The organism is Marinobacter subterrani (assembly GCF_001045555.1).
GTDB lineage: Bacteria > Pseudomonadota > Gammaproteobacteria > Pseudomonadales > Oleiphilaceae > Marinobacter > Marinobacter subterrani.
This window is the reverse complement of record NZ_LFBU01000001.1, coordinates 2,633,485-2,646,992: the sequence shown is the minus strand read 5'-3', so window position 1 is coordinate 2,646,992 and position 13,508 is coordinate 2,633,485. Positions and strand designations below refer to the sequence as shown.

At 53.5% G+C, this 13,508-nt stretch carries 20 protein-coding genes and 1 tRNA gene; 19 read left to right on the top strand and 2 right to left on the bottom strand.

Annotated features, from left to right (window positions below; genetic code table 11):
- Positions 1-8: 8 nt before the first annotated feature.
- The 5 genes from msub_RS21830 to msub_RS12370 all read left to right on the top strand — a co-directional run bounded on the left by msub_RS21830 (position 9) and on the right by msub_RS12370 (position 4,172).
- Positions 9-164 (top strand): hypothetical protein, encoded by a 156-nt coding sequence (locus tag msub_RS21830; protein WP_197083833.1) that lies wholly within the window; start codon positions 9-11, stop codon positions 162-164.
- Positions 165-210: 46 nt separating this feature from the next.
- Entirely contained in the window at positions 211-600 is a 390-nt protein-coding gene (locus tag msub_RS12380; RefSeq protein WP_048496300.1) for a diacylglycerol kinase, read from the top strand.
- 479 nt (positions 601-1,079) lie between these two features.
- On the top strand, positions 1,080-2,018 hold the full coding sequence (locus msub_RS21180; protein WP_082146483.1) for a DNA cytosine methyltransferase: 939 nt from the start codon (positions 1,080-1,082) through the stop codon (positions 2,016-2,018).
- Positions 2,019-2,041: 23 nt separating this feature from the next.
- Positions 2,042-3,199: a ParB/Srx family N-terminal domain-containing protein gene (locus tag msub_RS12375; RefSeq protein ID WP_053077957.1), complete on the top strand. Its 1,158-nt coding sequence runs from the start codon at positions 2,042-2,044 to the stop codon at positions 3,197-3,199.
- Positions 3,189-4,172 (top strand): hypothetical protein, encoded by a 984-nt coding sequence (locus tag msub_RS12370; protein ID WP_048496299.1) that lies wholly within the window; start codon positions 3,189-3,191, stop codon positions 4,170-4,172. Before msub_RS12375 ends, msub_RS12370 begins: the two co-directional genes overlap by 11 nt.
- A 342-nt stretch (positions 4,173-4,514) precedes the next feature.
- Here msub_RS12370 and msub_RS12365 read toward each other — a convergent pair whose 3' ends face one another.
- Positions 4,515-4,781 carry a hypothetical protein gene (locus tag msub_RS12365; protein WP_048496298.1) on the bottom strand — a complete coding sequence of 89 codons (267 nt, stop codon included), beginning with the start codon at positions 4,779-4,781 and terminating at the stop codon, positions 4,515-4,517.
- A gap of 116 nt (positions 4,782-4,897) precedes the next feature.
- Between msub_RS12365 and msub_RS12360 the strand changes: the two genes are divergently transcribed.
- From msub_RS12360 to msub_RS12295, 14 genes are all read left to right on the top strand, one after another.
- On the top strand, positions 4,898-5,101 hold the full coding sequence (locus msub_RS12360; RefSeq protein ID WP_048496297.1) for a hypothetical protein: 204 nt from the start codon (positions 4,898-4,900) through the stop codon (positions 5,099-5,101).
- Positions 5,098-5,727 (top strand): hypothetical protein, encoded by a 630-nt coding sequence (locus msub_RS21825; protein WP_197083832.1) that lies wholly within the window; start codon positions 5,098-5,100, stop codon positions 5,725-5,727. Before msub_RS12360 ends, msub_RS21825 begins: the two co-directional genes overlap by 4 nt.
- Positions 5,724-6,053, top strand: a complete 330-nt coding sequence (locus msub_RS12350) for a hypothetical protein (protein ID WP_048496296.1) — start codon at positions 5,724-5,726, stop codon at positions 6,051-6,053. Before msub_RS21825 ends, msub_RS12350 begins: the two co-directional genes overlap by 4 nt.
- On the top strand, positions 6,050-6,379 hold the full coding sequence (locus msub_RS12345; protein WP_048496295.1) for a hypothetical protein: 330 nt from the start codon (positions 6,050-6,052) through the stop codon (positions 6,377-6,379). Before msub_RS12350 ends, msub_RS12345 begins: the two co-directional genes overlap by 4 nt.
- Entirely contained in the window at positions 6,376-6,642 is a 267-nt protein-coding gene (locus msub_RS12340; protein WP_048496294.1) for a hypothetical protein, read from the top strand. Before msub_RS12345 ends, msub_RS12340 begins: the two co-directional genes overlap by 4 nt.
- 333 nt (positions 6,643-6,975) lie before the next feature.
- Positions 6,976-7,272: a hypothetical protein gene (locus tag msub_RS12335; protein WP_048496293.1), complete on the top strand. Its 297-nt coding sequence runs from the start codon at positions 6,976-6,978 to the stop codon at positions 7,270-7,272.
- Positions 7,273-7,298: 26 nt separating this feature from the next.
- Entirely contained in the window at positions 7,299-7,508 is a 210-nt protein-coding gene (locus msub_RS12330) for a hypothetical protein (protein ID WP_048496292.1), read from the top strand.
- Between the two features lie 5 nt (positions 7,509-7,513).
- Positions 7,514-7,756 carry a major capsid protein gene (locus tag msub_RS12325; RefSeq protein ID WP_048496291.1) on the top strand — a complete coding sequence of 81 codons (243 nt, stop codon included), beginning with the start codon at positions 7,514-7,516 and terminating at the stop codon, positions 7,754-7,756.
- Between the two features lie 345 nt (positions 7,757-8,101).
- Entirely contained in the window at positions 8,102-9,079 is a 978-nt protein-coding gene (locus tag msub_RS12320; RefSeq protein ID WP_048496290.1) for a hypothetical protein, read from the top strand.
- A 2-nt stretch (positions 9,080-9,081) separates the two neighbouring features.
- On the top strand, positions 9,082-9,345 hold the full coding sequence (locus tag msub_RS12315) for a DUF2523 family protein (protein ID WP_048496289.1): 264 nt from the start codon (positions 9,082-9,084) through the stop codon (positions 9,343-9,345).
- A 21-nt stretch (positions 9,346-9,366) separates the two neighbouring features.
- On the top strand, positions 9,367-10,530 hold the full coding sequence (locus tag msub_RS12310; protein WP_048496288.1) for a zonular occludens toxin domain-containing protein: 1,164 nt from the start codon (positions 9,367-9,369) through the stop codon (positions 10,528-10,530).
- Positions 10,531-10,647: 117 nt separating this feature from the next.
- Positions 10,648-11,913, top strand: a complete 1,266-nt coding sequence (locus tag msub_RS12305; protein ID WP_048496287.1) for a hypothetical protein — start codon at positions 10,648-10,650, stop codon at positions 11,911-11,913.
- Positions 11,910-12,875, top strand: coding sequence for a phage integrase (locus tag msub_RS12300; protein ID WP_048496286.1), 966 nt, complete (start codon positions 11,910-11,912; stop codon positions 12,873-12,875). Before msub_RS12305 ends, msub_RS12300 begins: the two co-directional genes overlap by 4 nt.
- A 299-nt stretch (positions 12,876-13,174) precedes the next feature.
- The gene (locus tag msub_RS12295) at positions 13,175-13,354 is read left to right on the top strand and encodes a hypothetical protein (protein WP_048496285.1); all 180 of its coding nucleotides are present in this window, start codon (positions 13,175-13,177) and stop codon (positions 13,352-13,354) included.
- A 77-nt stretch (positions 13,355-13,431) separates the two neighbouring features.
- On the opposite strand, the gene msub_RS12290 is transcribed toward msub_RS12295, so the two are convergent.
- A tRNA-Phe gene (locus msub_RS12290) sits at positions 13,432-13,507 on the bottom strand.
- Position 13,508 lies beyond the last annotated feature (1 nt).

Genomic DNA, 13,508 nt, shown 5'->3' with positions numbered 1-13,508 from the left:
GACATCCCATGGCCAGAAAGCGGGCAAAGCCCATACAGGAAAGCGCTATCAAGCGTGATCTGAAGACTCCCAAATATCAGATGCGAGTGGTCGAGGATAAAACCAGGTACCGCCGCCAGCGCGACAAGACCGTTCGGATGGAGGATTTTCGCAAGGCTGCCTGATGGGTGGTGTTACGAAAATCCTTCCTCTATAGAGTTTTCATCGTTTATGTCTGATTTACTCAACTCCGGGAATGCATCCTCCCTGAAAGGTCAGAAAGGTGTGCTCCGCATTCTGCGGGCCACCAGCTATTCCATGATGGGCTTCAAAGCGGCATTCCTCAAAGAAGCCGCGTTTCGGCAGCTGGTGCTGATTAACGTTATCCTGCAGCCTATTGCACTTTCGCTCGATATTACCCGGGCCGAGCGCGCCATTCTGATGGTGGTTCCCCTGTTGTCGCTGGCAATCGAGCTGCTGAACACCGCCATTGAAAACACGGTGGACCGCGTTTCCCTGGACCTTCACCCGCTGTCCAAAGATGCCAAGGACATGGGAAGTGCGGCCCAGTTCGTGGGGCTCGTGATGATTGTGGTGGCGTGGCTGGTTATTCTTGTGTAGATGCAGCCCGAGAAACAACAAAGCCCGCACAAGGGCGGGCTAAGTTATTGAATCTTGGTGCCCGGAGGCGGAATCGAACCACCGACACGGGGATTTTCAATCCTATGCTAGACCGTCATAAAATTCCACATGGTTGCACAATCAGGTACTTACGGAAAAACAGTGCCACACATAACCACTTAAAAGCGCAAGGGCGTGGACACTCTGAGGACACCGGTGCATCTAAATGTTCCACGGTATTCGGTGCCAGAACGCTTCAAAGTCCGCTGATGCTGAGTCAACCTCTAACGTCGTCTGCTTAATCAGAAACACTGGACTGGTGTTGACGTTTTTGCCCAATATTCGCTTTTTTGAATTCAAGTTTCGGTTTTGCCGTTTATTCCGTATGCTGGTCTCGCCTACGCTACCTGTCTCGGACTGGCCGTTTTGGCGGTTGTAGTCTATAATATCGAAATATCATAGGTTTAGGGCGCTTATCCATGGTTACGGCGGTTTCACTGTTTACTGGTTGTGGAGGTTCAGACTTTGGACTTCACCAGGCCGGTGTGGAAGTAAAGTTTGCGAACGATGTTCTGCCATACGCGAGAGACGTGTACCTCGCAAACCTTCCCGAAACGGATTATCAGGTAAATGATGTCGCTGATATAGAATCCTTTCCGAAAGCTGATCTTTTAGTTGGTTGTTATCCGTGCCAAGGGTTTAGCCAAGGTGGCGCCAGAAAGGCTGATCGTAAAGTCAATTACCTTTACCGGCAATTCGTAAGGGCACTTAAAGAAATAAAGCCCAAAGCCTTTGTTGTCGAGAACGTTTCTGGAATGCAAAGAGCGGATTTTTCTCATCTTCTGCGTGCCCAGATCACACAGTTTCGCTTTTGTGGTTATCGGGTGTCTTGGGAAATAATGAACTCGGCGGATTACGGAACTCCGCAGGAGCGAAAAAGAATTCTCATTGTCGGCCTTCGCTCTGACATTGGCTGCCCCTTCGTTTTTCCCGAGGCGACCCACGGTCCGAAGAAACAGAGTGGGTACGTAACGATAAGGGAAGCTATAGGTGATTTACCCGATTGGCCTGAAGGGGAGTATTGGACGGAGCCTTTTCACTGGTATTACCTATCTAGAAACAGAAGAAGAGACTGGGGCGAAACGAGCAAAACTATAGTCAGTCACCCTCGTCATATGCCCCTGCACCCTGTCAGTCCGAGCCTTACGCGAATTCACACTGATAAGTGGGTTTGGTCCGAAGATCGGCCTGCAAGACGCTTTTCTTTCAGAGAGGCGGCGAGGCTCCAGGGGTTTCCTAAGTCAATGGTTTTTCCTGAAACGGCATCATTGCGGGAAAAGTATAGAGTCGTGGGCAATGCTGTTCCTCCTCAACTCTTCGAGTCTGTCAGTCGAAAAATAGTTGATATAATTAATTAATTCGTTCGTGGGATCGTTTCCTTATGTCTCAAGATCATGAGATTCAATATGTTGATATCAATGACCTCTTGCTTGATCCGAGGAATCCGAGGCTACCTGAGTCTATAGAGAGAACGGATCGGGAAATCTTGGGCTATATGGCGTCCCAGACAAGTATTGAAGACTTGGTAAGCGCTATTGCTCAAAACGGCTACTTTGCCGGCGAGCCGGTTATCGCTGTTCCGCATCCTTCTGGCTCAGAAAAAGAAGGCGGTGATGATACTCAAAAATACGTGGTTGTTGAGGGTAATCGGCGATTGACCGCAGTTAAAATACTTCAAGATATAGATATAATTGAGCATCCGGGTTTAAGACTACGTGAAATATACGATAATGCGATTCATCGTCCTAGCACCATCCCGGTTATTGTGCGTGACTCTCGTGAGGCAGTAATACCTTATTTAGGTTATAGGCACATTACTGGTGTTAAAGAGTGGGAGCCTCTTGCAAAAGCTAGGTATATATTTGAATTGTTTGTTCTCTCCAGTGAGGCTGACTCTCCCGAAGATCGTTACAGGTTTGTGGCGAAGCAAATCGGTTCCCGTTACGATCATATAAAGCGTAACTTGGATGCATTGGCTGCGTATAGAGTCATTGAGGAAAACGGCTATTTTGGAATTCCTGGTTTAAGTGAGTCATCTATAAAGTTTGGCGTACTAATGACGGCCATAAATGACAGTAATATTGGTCGTTATGTTGGGATTTGTGAAGAGGATGATAACGGCGATTTTTTTCCAGTCCATCCGATAATAAATCAAGGTGTTATAGATGTTCGTAACTTATATCAGCTTTGTAGGTGGATATATGAGAAGAAGGAAAATGGTAAGAGTGTTTTAGGTGAGTCAAGAAATATCAGGCAGCTTTCGCATGTTCTAAAGAACGAAAAAGCAACGAAGATATTGATAGATGGCGCAAGCCTTGAATACGCTCACAGGCAAACTGAGGGCGTGACTGAGGACTTGAAACAGTCTTTGTATGAAGCCGAAGCTCTTATATCTCAAGCTGCCTCTGTTGTCGCGCATGTAAGATATGAGGATGAGCTCTTGGAATTGGCTCGAAGTATGCGAGAAAATATCAAGTTAATTGGGAATACCTTAAAAGATAAGCAAAGACAAGCGTCTGAGGATGACGATGCGTTTTGAGCTTGGAGAGTTACATCCCGGTACTCCTCATTTGCTAGCAGATGTCGTTGAGTTGATCCTCTTGGTTTCTGGTGGCGCTTACGTTGGTTACACGCCCGCAGATGTAGACGATTTGATTCGCGATAGTGCTATTCATCCTGAAGAAATCAAGGACGAGGAAGAACTCGATTCTCTAGAAGACGATGCGGAGAAAAAGCTTCATAAACAGAGGCGAATTGAGGATCTCTGGACTCATTTTGAGTTCCGGGAAGCGCATTTCGGGGCCTCCTATCCCTTTCTGGTTTCAGGTAGGAGTATTCGCTTGAAGCCTCAACTCGAAAATTCGCATCGGGCTTATACCTTTCTTTTAGCTTGTTCCAGGTTGCGGTCGTTTCAAAGATCCCACAGAGGGAAGTGGGCCGCTTGTTTCACCGAAATATGTGTGCTGGCTAGTCGCTTCATGCTCCCTGGGGAGTGGTCGATATTTAATTTTGACGCGAATTCAAATGATCGTAAAACTGTTTTTGGCACAGATGCTAGAGAAGCTTTGATTTGTCTTGGTGGGTTGCTAAAGGCTTTAAGTGTTCACGAAGAGTATTGTAGAGATCAGAGCCACGCAGGAGATGGTGGGCTGGATGTTGTTGGGGTTTATCCTTTTCCAGACGAGGCCCCCAGCACTATGGCATTCTTTGGTCAGTGTGCTGCTAGAGAAGATGATTGGCCGTCTAAAACATTCGAAGCTCACCCAGAGAGTTTTAGACCTTTTTTCTCGTTATCACAGAATCCACTTAATGTTGTGTTCATTCCTATCTGCTATCGGGATTCTACTGGCCAGTGGAAAAATATTAGGGGTGTAAGTGGTAATGTTCTTTTGGATAGAAAGCGTTTGTTGAACTTGATTGACGATGACAGTTGTCTCGGCGATATTGTTCGTACAGAATGGTTCTTGGAGTTTGAAAAGATTTTTTATAAGTATCAAATCAAGTTTCAGTGACTTTTGTTTATAAATTTTAGAGTCTCTGATTTGTTTCAATTTTTGAGGCTTGAAAATTTATTAAAATATAAGTATTAGGTTTTTTATCGTTATTCGTTTAGAGCCTTTATTAGTGATTTTCATCTGACCAACTTGGTTTCCGGTCTACAGTTTTTAATTCATGGTTAAAATCTAAACTGTTGTCAGCTGATTTACAATTCCGATTTCCTTAGTTCTATTCGGTTGATTTGTTGTCGCCTGAAGCCGTCACCACACACTACGACGGCTAGCCCTTTTGTTCTTGTCGTTCCCCTCGTCGGTCTCCATACCAGGAACTGGCGATTCTTGCCGCCAGGCTGAAACCTATCCTGTTTTCAGGCTGTTCTCTTTCCGTGCTTTCTCCATCTCCGGACTAATTTGTCCGGCTTCCGGGATTGTTTGTCCTGTCATGATCCAGAAGGAAAACTGCGGGAATACCTGGTTTAGAGCTTCCAGGTAATCTTCGTTCACCTTCTGTTTTTTCCCTCGAATGTTTCCCCATTTATACCGGTCGATCCCGGTCAGCTCCTCCATTCGCTTGGAGGTCAGGTCGAGTACATCGAAGATTTCTATTATCCGTTCTCTGATCATAGTTAACTTAAAATAGTAAAATGTACTCACTCTGCTAGAGTAAGTAAAAAGTACTCAGTACTTAGTCGAAGTTACTGAGTGAATAAGTGGATTTCAGTGTAGCAGAGTGCAAAACAGTGGACGAGCAAAAGCAAATCATTCTGATCGCAACCCCCGTCATGACCCAGGACCGCGACGCCCAGCTAACGGGCTTAACGGAAGGGCAGGTCAGGGGCCAGATCGAAAAAGGACATCTGCCTTCACTCAAGATCGGTCGGGTGCGCATGGTCAACATTGCCGCCCTGTCTCAGCAGGCCCTGGACCAGGAGGACTGGCAATGACTTGGGATCTTCACAACCACTTTCCCGGCCTGATCGCGCCGGACCTTCGCGAGCAGAAGTTCCAGGAAATCCGGGTGGTCGTGACAGGCGCTCTCGACTTCTACAAGAGCGGCCAATGGGAACTGTACTGCGACAGCATCACCAAGCTGTTAGGCATGGCTGCCGCCTTCAGCGGCCTGGACGACGGCCTCTACAACTACACCATGGACTGGGTAAACGCCCTGTCCCGTTTCACGCTCCAGCACACCGTTGTGGATTTCGAAGCCTGGGCCTTGGGTCAAGCCTTTAAACCCTTCCAGGGCCTGACCATCAAACCTGCCCCGGAACACGCATCCAAAGCCACCCAGTCTCCGGTGGACCCGGCACTGGCCGCCCAGAACCGCCAATTGGCAAGCAAGTACCTGGACGAGCGCCCCCAGCTCCAGGGCCGAGGCGTGGTCGTCCTGTTTCAAGGTCAGGTCTCGGGCTGGATGAATGAACTTCGAAGCCCTGAAGAATGGGAGCCGTGCTGTATAGCCGTAGACCGTCGCGGTAACCAATACCTCGCGATTGGCGGCGACTCCTACCACGGTGCCACTGCCTGGAACTGGGTGTGGACGGTAAAGTCAGAAGGGGCCGCCGCATGAATACCGCCGAAACCCTGGACCTGTTCGACAATGCCACGGCTCCCGGTGCCTTTGCCCGGATACACAATCGCGTGTACCTGCAATTTAACCGCACCGGCTATCGGGACTTCCGCAATAACGAAGTGGAGTACTTCGTGTCTGTTCCCTGCGGCTGGCGTTACGGCCTTCCGATGAAAGTGCCCATGTATGCCACCGAAGAGGAAGTGTTCCAGCAATTCCTGGATAAGAGCCTCCAGTACTTCAACCCGATCTGGCTGGAACTCGGTTGCATAGACCACCCTAAATTTCCCCGGTACAAGCTCGACGGCATGGGGGTCCCGACATGAGATACCACCGCCACGACACCAGCAAAGCCATCAATACGGCCAGTTTTGCCTTCCAGGGCCCTCGTCCGTCCTCTGCGCTCACTGCCCAGGCTCTGGAAGGCCTTTTTGACAATCTCCTGCAGCGCCTGAGCCACCTGCAGGAAGTCCGCACCGACTACCCGTGCGACTATATGGCCCGCTGCAAAGCCGGCTTCACCGACGCCCTGATCCACGAACTGGAAGCCAGCGGCCATCACAGCCCGGCCTTTGACCGCCTTATACAACTGCGGGACGCCTGGGACTGCGGCCACCTGGATCTTCCCACCGTCACGGAGACGCAACCATGAGCCATATCCCACCACGAAAAGACCAGGTGGAAGACAAAGAGCGCCGTTTCTATGTCTGCGCCCCGTCCTCCATCTACCTCCAGCTCCAACAGGAAGCCATCCAGCGAGGCACCGACCTCTGGACCCTCGGAGGTTCCGTCCTGACCGCATGGCTGGAGGCTGGCTGCCCGACCTTTGGCACTCAGGACCAACCCCCTGAAAAGCCTTCGAGTCCGCCCCCGTCATCGTCACCACTCGCGCACGAAAAGGGGGCCGGACAGTGACCGTTACAAGGCTGGCGCGCAGCGCCAGGGCCGCAGGCCCCCTGGCCTTGTGGCGGGCTCTGGCTGGTCCACAGTGCGCATCCGGAGTGGTGAGGATGTCGGGGGAGGACGGCCGCCCCTTGATTCCGAACCATGAGCACAAGAGGCAAGCGGAGCGCGGCAGGCGACAGGGATCGTCACCCGTAAGGGTGGGCACCTTAGTGCCCAGGAGCGCAGCGAGTAGAGCCCGCCCCGTAAGGGGTCGCAGAACCCAGTTTTAAGCCTCCCGGAGCACCCGGGAATCACAACCCAAGCAACAGCAACACCCGAAACCAAAACCAGAGGACACACGCAATGGAAAACTACCTGAACCTCATGATCATCGGCGCCACCCGCTACGACATCGACGGCAACCGGGGCGGTTCCCTGTGGGCCTACTCCCCAGCCGAAGCCGACGACGACAACCGAGTCGGCAACGAAGTCATGAAAATCGCGTGCGACTGGAAACACATCGACCAGCTGCGCAATCACGCCGAACGCCTCCCGGCCATGTTCACCGTCAAGGCCCAGATGAAAGCCGGGCAGGGCGGCAAGATCACCTTCAAGGCCCTGGAGCTCAAGCCCCAGGAACCCATCAAGAAATCCGCTTAACCGGGCAGAGAAAAGGAGACTGACCGGTGAGCAAAGCAATCCTGTGTGACGGCGACTGGACAATGACAGCCACAGGCTGGGACTGCGCCGGCGCTATCACCCAGGTGGTGTACACGATCCCCGTCGAGTACACCCCGGCAATGATCACCGAAGCCCTCTTCCAGGGCTTCACCGTGACCTTGCCACTCATGGCGGTCGCATGGGGCGGCCGTCAAGTCCTGAAAATGCTGAGGTAAACACTATGAACGCACTGAAATACGAAGCCGCCAAGGCTCGCAAATTCCGCCGCCTGTCCGCCATGGCAGGTACCTCCCTGGTATCCCTGTTCGGCGCTACCGCCGCCAACGCCGCCGACTGGACCACCGTCACCGGTGCCATCGACTTCAGCGGTGAAATCACCGCCGTCACCGCGATTGTGGGTGTACTGGCCGGCTTCTACGTCGTCCGCAAAGGCGCCCGCCTGCTCCTGAGCATGCTCAAGTAAGGGGGCAGAAATGGCAGAGCTCTGGGACTGGACATTCTTCATGATGGGGGTCGCGTTGTGCGTCTACTTGTTCAAGGATGTCTGATCCTGGGGCTCTGCCTGTTTGCCTCTACCGCTTCTGCCAATTGGGTTCATTACACTACCCTTTGTGTATACGGACCTAATCCGTGCCCCGCTTCTACGATTAATGATTTTTTGGATAGGTGGGAATCAGAAGGTGTGCCGGCTTATGTCGGCCCCGGCTATACCAGCTATGACCGCCATAATGGTTATGTCTGGAGCGGTGATCTTCCTGCGGACGCTGTTGATTGCTCGGCTTCATCTGGTAATACCTGTACCTCTGATATGCCTCAGCCTTGTTTAGCTCCAAAATTCATCGATCCGGACACTGGCGAATGCCGCGCCCCACAACAACCTGAAGAATGCTACGAAAACGGCCAGATCTACGACGCCGAATACGGCCGCTGTGTCCTTGATTGCCCCAATGGCCAACTGAACGGCGTCTGCCTCCAGGACACCGGCGACAACGCCGACGAATGCAACGCCGATTCCCCCGACTACAAAGGCTTCATCGGCAACGGCGCCACCAAGCACAACCTCTGCACTTCCAACATGCAATGCGAAGGTGGCTCCTTTGGTGTGGTCAACGGAATCCCGGCTTGCATCCCGGACGAATACGGCCCCCCGACATGCCCAAAAGACGGCGCCCTGGTCATCGACGAATACGGCTTCGTCTGCGAATCCGTCAACGACGCCCCGGAAGAGCCGGAAACCCCGGAAGAGCCCAACACCGACACCGACGGTGACGGCCAGCCCGACGAGTACGACCGGGCCAACGACCCCACCAGCGTCGATAAGGGGCTGGATAAAGTCCGGGACGGCATCAGCGACACCAACACCAAGCTCGAGGGCACCAACAACCGCCTGGACAAAGTCGGCGAAGCCCTCGACAGCGTGAACGAGAACCTGAACGAAGGCCTGGGCACCGCCAACCAGACCCTCGAACAGATCAACACCAAACTCGACGGCCCGGCTGATGGCTACAACACCGACGGCCTCGGCGATGCGCCTACGTTCACCGAAAGCAGCCAGCGCCTGCAGAACAGCATCAGCAACCACCCGACCATCCAGGCGGTGACCACCATCCCCAACATCGCCAGCAACAACACCTGCCCGGTGTGGACCATCCCGGCTACCGACTACTGGTCGGCCATGCCGATCGACAGCCACTGCCAGATACTCAACCAGAACCGCGGCCTGCTCTCCATGCTCTTCATCGCCGTATGGACCATCGCCGCCGTCTTCGTCTTCCTGAGGGCCTGACCATGATCCAGAAACTCATCGACGCACTGATCAGCATCATTCTCTGGGTACCGCGCCAACTGTTCGGCCTCCTGGTCGATGCGGTGGAGCTCATGCTCACCTGGATACCTGAAATCCAGATCGCCGACCTGCAAAGCATCTTCAACGGCCTGGGCGGCCAGCTGCTGTACTTCCTCACCGTCTTCGAATTCGACTACGGCCTGACCGCCATGATGACCGCGCTCACCGCCCGTTTCATCCTCCGACGAATCCCGTTCATCGGATAAAAAAAGAGGTCAGAGTCAACCATGTCCATCGTTGGATACTCAGGCCTGCCAGGATCGGGAAAGAGCTACGGCGTCGTCGAAAACGTCGTCATCCCGTCCCTGGAAGCCGGCAGACACATCATCACCAACATCCCGCTCAAGCTCGGACGACTCAGCGACGACTATCCCCAGGGCAACGTCACCCTGTTCGACAACAAAGAAGCGGAAGACGACCCCACCTTCTTCGACCTGGAACGCCACCCGGCCGGCGTCATCTGGATCATCGACGAAGCCTGGCGATTCTGGAAAAGCGGCATGAAAGCCACCAACATCCCGCAATGCCAGAAAGAGTTCTTCACCGAACACCGCCACAACGTCGGCCCGGATGGACGCACCAACGAAATCGTCCTCGTCACCCAGGACCTGGCCCAGCTCTGCGCCTTCGTCCGGGGCCTGGTCGAAGAAACCTACCGAGCCGTGAAACTCACCGCCATCGGCCAGAAGAACAAATACCGGGTGGATGTCTTTATGGGCGCCGCCACCGGCCAGAAACCCGGCAAACCCATGCGCCAGCTCTACGGCTCCTACAAGCCCGAGATCTACCAGTACTACAAGAGTCACACCCGCAACAAAACCGACTTCGCCGCCGGCATGGAAGAAAAGGCCGACGACCGCGCCAACGTTCTTAAACACCCGCTCATCAAAGTCGGTATCCCCGTGGCCATCGCCATCATGGTCTTCGGCGTCTACCAGGTCATCGGCTACTTCAACGCTGAAGAGCCCACAGACCCCACAACCCCGTCCGGCCATCAAACAACACCCGGCGCCAGCCCGCAACCGATCACCACCACCCGAAGCGCCCAAACACTAAGGGCAACCCGGGCGGTCAAAGCCAATCTGGAGGGCAGGGCGCCGTACCAGGTCAAACACGAAATCGAACCCGGCTGGCTTCCCCTGTCCGATCAATGGCGGATCGTCGGCCAGGTCAACGACATCTACTGGATCTGGGGCGAACGCGGCACCCGGAAAATCCATTCCAGGAACTGCGCAACCTTCCTCAAGACCGGGGAACCCTACTGCGTCATCCAGGGCAAGCTCGTCACCTACTACAGCTACCGGGAGCCCCAGCGGATCCAGGAAGAGGAACAACCCCGCTCCTCCTACCTGCAAACCGTGATGCCAGAGCAGGAGGGCGACGGCGCGTGAGCGCGAGCGGAGCGACCGCCACGCGCCGCCGCCACCGCAAGAGACGTCCCTGTAACACGTCTCATAGAAAACGACGGTAGTCGATTTTTAACCACTTAGAACCACAGTGAGCCACGGATGAAAATCAAAGACTTTGAACGCATCGATGTAGAAACCGGTGAAATCGGCAAAGGGAACCTGTTTATCGGTCCCGAAGGCCAACAGGTGAACCTGAAAAACGTCAATGTCCTCTGGACCGGCGTTGATACCGTCCGGCAATTGTTCCAGGGACGACTGAAACCGGAAATCCTCGCGGACATCGCCACGGAATACGAATCCGGCTACGACGCCACCCTCACCATCAAGAACATCCCGTTCCGGCTTCAGTCCGGCAGACGCGGTGGCTTCAAGTACATCCTGCAAAACCGGGAATACGGCCTAACCATCCTGCTTCAGAACTTCTACGCCGAAGCCGACACCCTTGGCACGCACGTCAAGATAGAAACCTCCCCCAGGTGGCTCTACGAACGCTCCAGCCAGCAGATCCACGACGAGCTGGCCGAGTGGGGCATGCACTTCCTGACAAACATCAAACCGGTCGGCATCGCGTTACACCTGGCCGTGGACTTCCAGGGCTGGGAACCCCCGCAGGACTTCGCCCAGCACTTTGTCACCCGGGCCCGAACCATCAGTGTCCACAACGGTATGAGCGACTTCCACTTCCAGGGCCTGGAAGGCTCAACGGTCAACGGACGAGGCGAAACCTACACCTTCGGAAAGGCTAACAGTTTGCAAGTCTGCCTCTACGACAAATCCAAAGAGATCGACGTTTCTGACAAGCGCGCCTTCATGGAATCCATCTGGGAATGCGCCAGTAACGACGACTGCTTTCCGGACACCTGCTATGACCCGGACAAGCCCGTCTGGCGCCTGGAAATCCGCTTCCATCACCGGATCGTGAACGAGATCTCCCAGGGCACGCCCAACATGAAGCCCATCTATACCTACATGGACGCGGTACCGCACCTGACCGGCCTCTGGCAATACGCCCTCCAGGGCAACCGCTACGAGGTAAAACGGGAATGGGTACACCCCATCTGGACCAAGCTCCGCGAAGACATCGGCTTCGGCTACAGCGCCCCGGATCTCATGTACAAACGCGCAAAAAAGGAACCCGGTTGCGGCAACGAAAAGAACGTCTCCCTGGCCTTTGGCAATCTCTTGTCCATTTATGCACGCAACCGTTTTAACCCACGCCAGGCTTGGGACTGCCTCAAGAAATCCGGACTCTGGGAGGACCTGTGCGCCTACTACCGACGACGGGAGATCTATGAAAACGAGCTGTTCCAGCTCGTCCAGGATGGACTGATAAAACGACGACTACTGACCAAGGTGGCCGCATGATCAGGAAGCTACCGTCGGGACGATGGCAGGTCGATATCCGCCAGGATGGGCGCGGATCCAAACGCATTAGAAAAAGCTTTGACAGCAAGGCCGAAGCCAAGCGCTATGAACAACACCTGCTGCTTCGGAAGTCCGAAGACCAGGTCTGGAATCCTTCTAAGGATCGCCGGCGTCTGAAGGATCTCATTCAGCAGTGGTACGACGCCCACGGCCACACTCTGAAAGATGGAGAAATGCGAAAGCGCAAACTGGATGCGATGGCCGATCGGCTACGCAACCCAAGGGCAACGTCGTTCAAGGTATCGGATTTCGCCACTTATCGCCGTCTCAGAATGGAAAAGGATGGGGTAGGGGAGAACACCTTGAATCACGAACATACGTACCTGAGCGCAGTCTTTAACGAGCTGATCCGGCAAGGCGAATGGGCATACGAAAACCCGTTAAAAAAGCTTCGGAAGTTCAAGCTGGATGAACAGGAACTGGCGTTTCTCTCCCAGGAACAAATTACCCGCCTCCTGGAAGAGTGCAAAGCATCCTCCAACCCCAGCCTTTACCACGTCACCCGATTGGCAATGGCCACTGGCGCCAGGTGGTCGGAAGCGGAAGGCGTAACCAGGTCAAACTTCACGCCTCACCGGGTCACCTACAACTACACAAAGTCCGGCAAGTCCAGGAGCGTCCCAATCTCGAAGCAGCTCTATGGCGAGCTAATAGAAGAATTGCCATTCGTCAGCTGCAGCGCTGCATTCCGGAAAGCAATCGAAAGGGCCGGGATAGACTTACCCAAGGGCCAGCTTACTCACGTATGCCGGCACACGTTCGCCAGCCACTTCATCATGAAGGGCGGAGACATTCTCACTCTCCAGAAAATCCTCGGCCACTCTGATATTAAATTGACGATGAGATATGCCCATCTCAGCCCAAGCCATTTTGATGCGGTGGTCAAATTTTCGCCAGTGTGATAATGTCTATATGTGGGCATGTTTTGTTGTCTGGCCACTATATGTGCGATTTCATGAGGGCGAAGACGATGAGTAAATCTACGCGTAATTCCGGAAATGCATGGACTTCTGCAGATGATGCGCAGTTGAGGAAGCTAGCAAGAGAAAACACCCCGACTCGAGTCATTGGTCTCAAGCTTGGAAGGACAGAGTCAGCTGTTTATTCCAGGGCTTCTGAACTTGGTGTTTCACTTAAGCCTACCAATCAAAGCCCGTATGGTTGATTTGGTGGCGCTGAGCAACGGAATAAAGAGGTGGTTATGAGTAGTGATAAGACGATTTACGATCTTGAAGTTGAGAGGTCAGATGCCTTGGAAAAGTATCGTGAATCTGGTGACTTTGATGATCGTGAAGAATGGGTAGACGCGGAGCACAGAGTCATCGACGAATTCGGTGGCATAACAGGCCACTACAGGGAAGGCCCGAAGTCTCTGAAGTGATCCTGAGATCTCTGTGGACACTTCATGGACACCAGAAACAACAAAGCCCACACGAAGCGGGCTAAGTCGTTGAATCTTGGTGCCCGGAGGCGGAATCGAACCACCGACACGGGGATTTTCAATCCCCTGCTCTACCAACTGAGCTATCCGGGCA

Bases quoted from the DNA above. Each gene is read 5' to 3' on its own strand.
- msub_RS21830 (WP_197083833.1), top strand. From the start codon at position 9: ATGGCCAGAAAGCGGGCAAAGCCCATACAGGAAAGCGCTATCAAGCGT.
- msub_RS12380 (WP_048496300.1), top strand. From the start codon at position 211: ATGTCTGATTTACTCAACTCCGGGAATGCATCCTCCCTGAAAGGTCAG.
- msub_RS21180 (WP_082146483.1), top strand. From the start codon at position 1,080: ATGGTTACGGCGGTTTCACTGTTTACTGGTTGTGGAGGTTCAGACTTT.
- msub_RS12375 (WP_053077957.1), top strand. From the start codon at position 2,042: ATGTCTCAAGATCATGAGATTCAATATGTTGATATCAATGACCTCTTG.
- msub_RS12370 (WP_048496299.1), top strand. From the start codon at position 3,189: ATGCGTTTTGAGCTTGGAGAGTTACATCCCGGTACTCCTCATTTGCTA.
- msub_RS12365 (WP_048496298.1), bottom strand. From the start codon at position 4,781: ATGATCAGAGAACGGATAATAGAAATCTTCGATGTACTCGACCTGACC.
- msub_RS21825 (WP_197083832.1), top strand. From the start codon at position 5,098: ATGACTTGGGATCTTCACAACCACTTTCCCGGCCTGATCGCGCCGGAC.
- msub_RS12350 (WP_048496296.1), top strand. From the start codon at position 5,724: ATGAATACCGCCGAAACCCTGGACCTGTTCGACAATGCCACGGCTCCC.
- msub_RS12345 (WP_048496295.1), top strand. From the start codon at position 6,050: ATGAGATACCACCGCCACGACACCAGCAAAGCCATCAATACGGCCAGT.
- msub_RS12340 (WP_048496294.1), top strand. From the start codon at position 6,376: ATGAGCCATATCCCACCACGAAAAGACCAGGTGGAAGACAAAGAGCGC.
- msub_RS12335 (WP_048496293.1), top strand. From the start codon at position 6,976: ATGGAAAACTACCTGAACCTCATGATCATCGGCGCCACCCGCTACGAC.
- msub_RS12325 (WP_048496291.1), top strand. From the start codon at position 7,514: ATGAACGCACTGAAATACGAAGCCGCCAAGGCTCGCAAATTCCGCCGC.
- msub_RS12320 (WP_048496290.1), top strand. From the start codon at position 8,102: ATGCCTCAGCCTTGTTTAGCTCCAAAATTCATCGATCCGGACACTGGC.
- msub_RS12315 (WP_048496289.1), top strand. From the start codon at position 9,082: ATGATCCAGAAACTCATCGACGCACTGATCAGCATCATTCTCTGGGTA.
- msub_RS12310 (WP_048496288.1), top strand. From the start codon at position 9,367: ATGTCCATCGTTGGATACTCAGGCCTGCCAGGATCGGGAAAGAGCTAC.
- msub_RS12305 (WP_048496287.1), top strand. From the start codon at position 10,648: ATGAAAATCAAAGACTTTGAACGCATCGATGTAGAAACCGGTGAAATC.
- msub_RS12300 (WP_048496286.1), top strand. From the start codon at position 11,910: ATGATCAGGAAGCTACCGTCGGGACGATGGCAGGTCGATATCCGCCAG.
- msub_RS12295 (WP_048496285.1), top strand. From the start codon at position 13,175: ATGAGTAGTGATAAGACGATTTACGATCTTGAAGTTGAGAGGTCAGAT.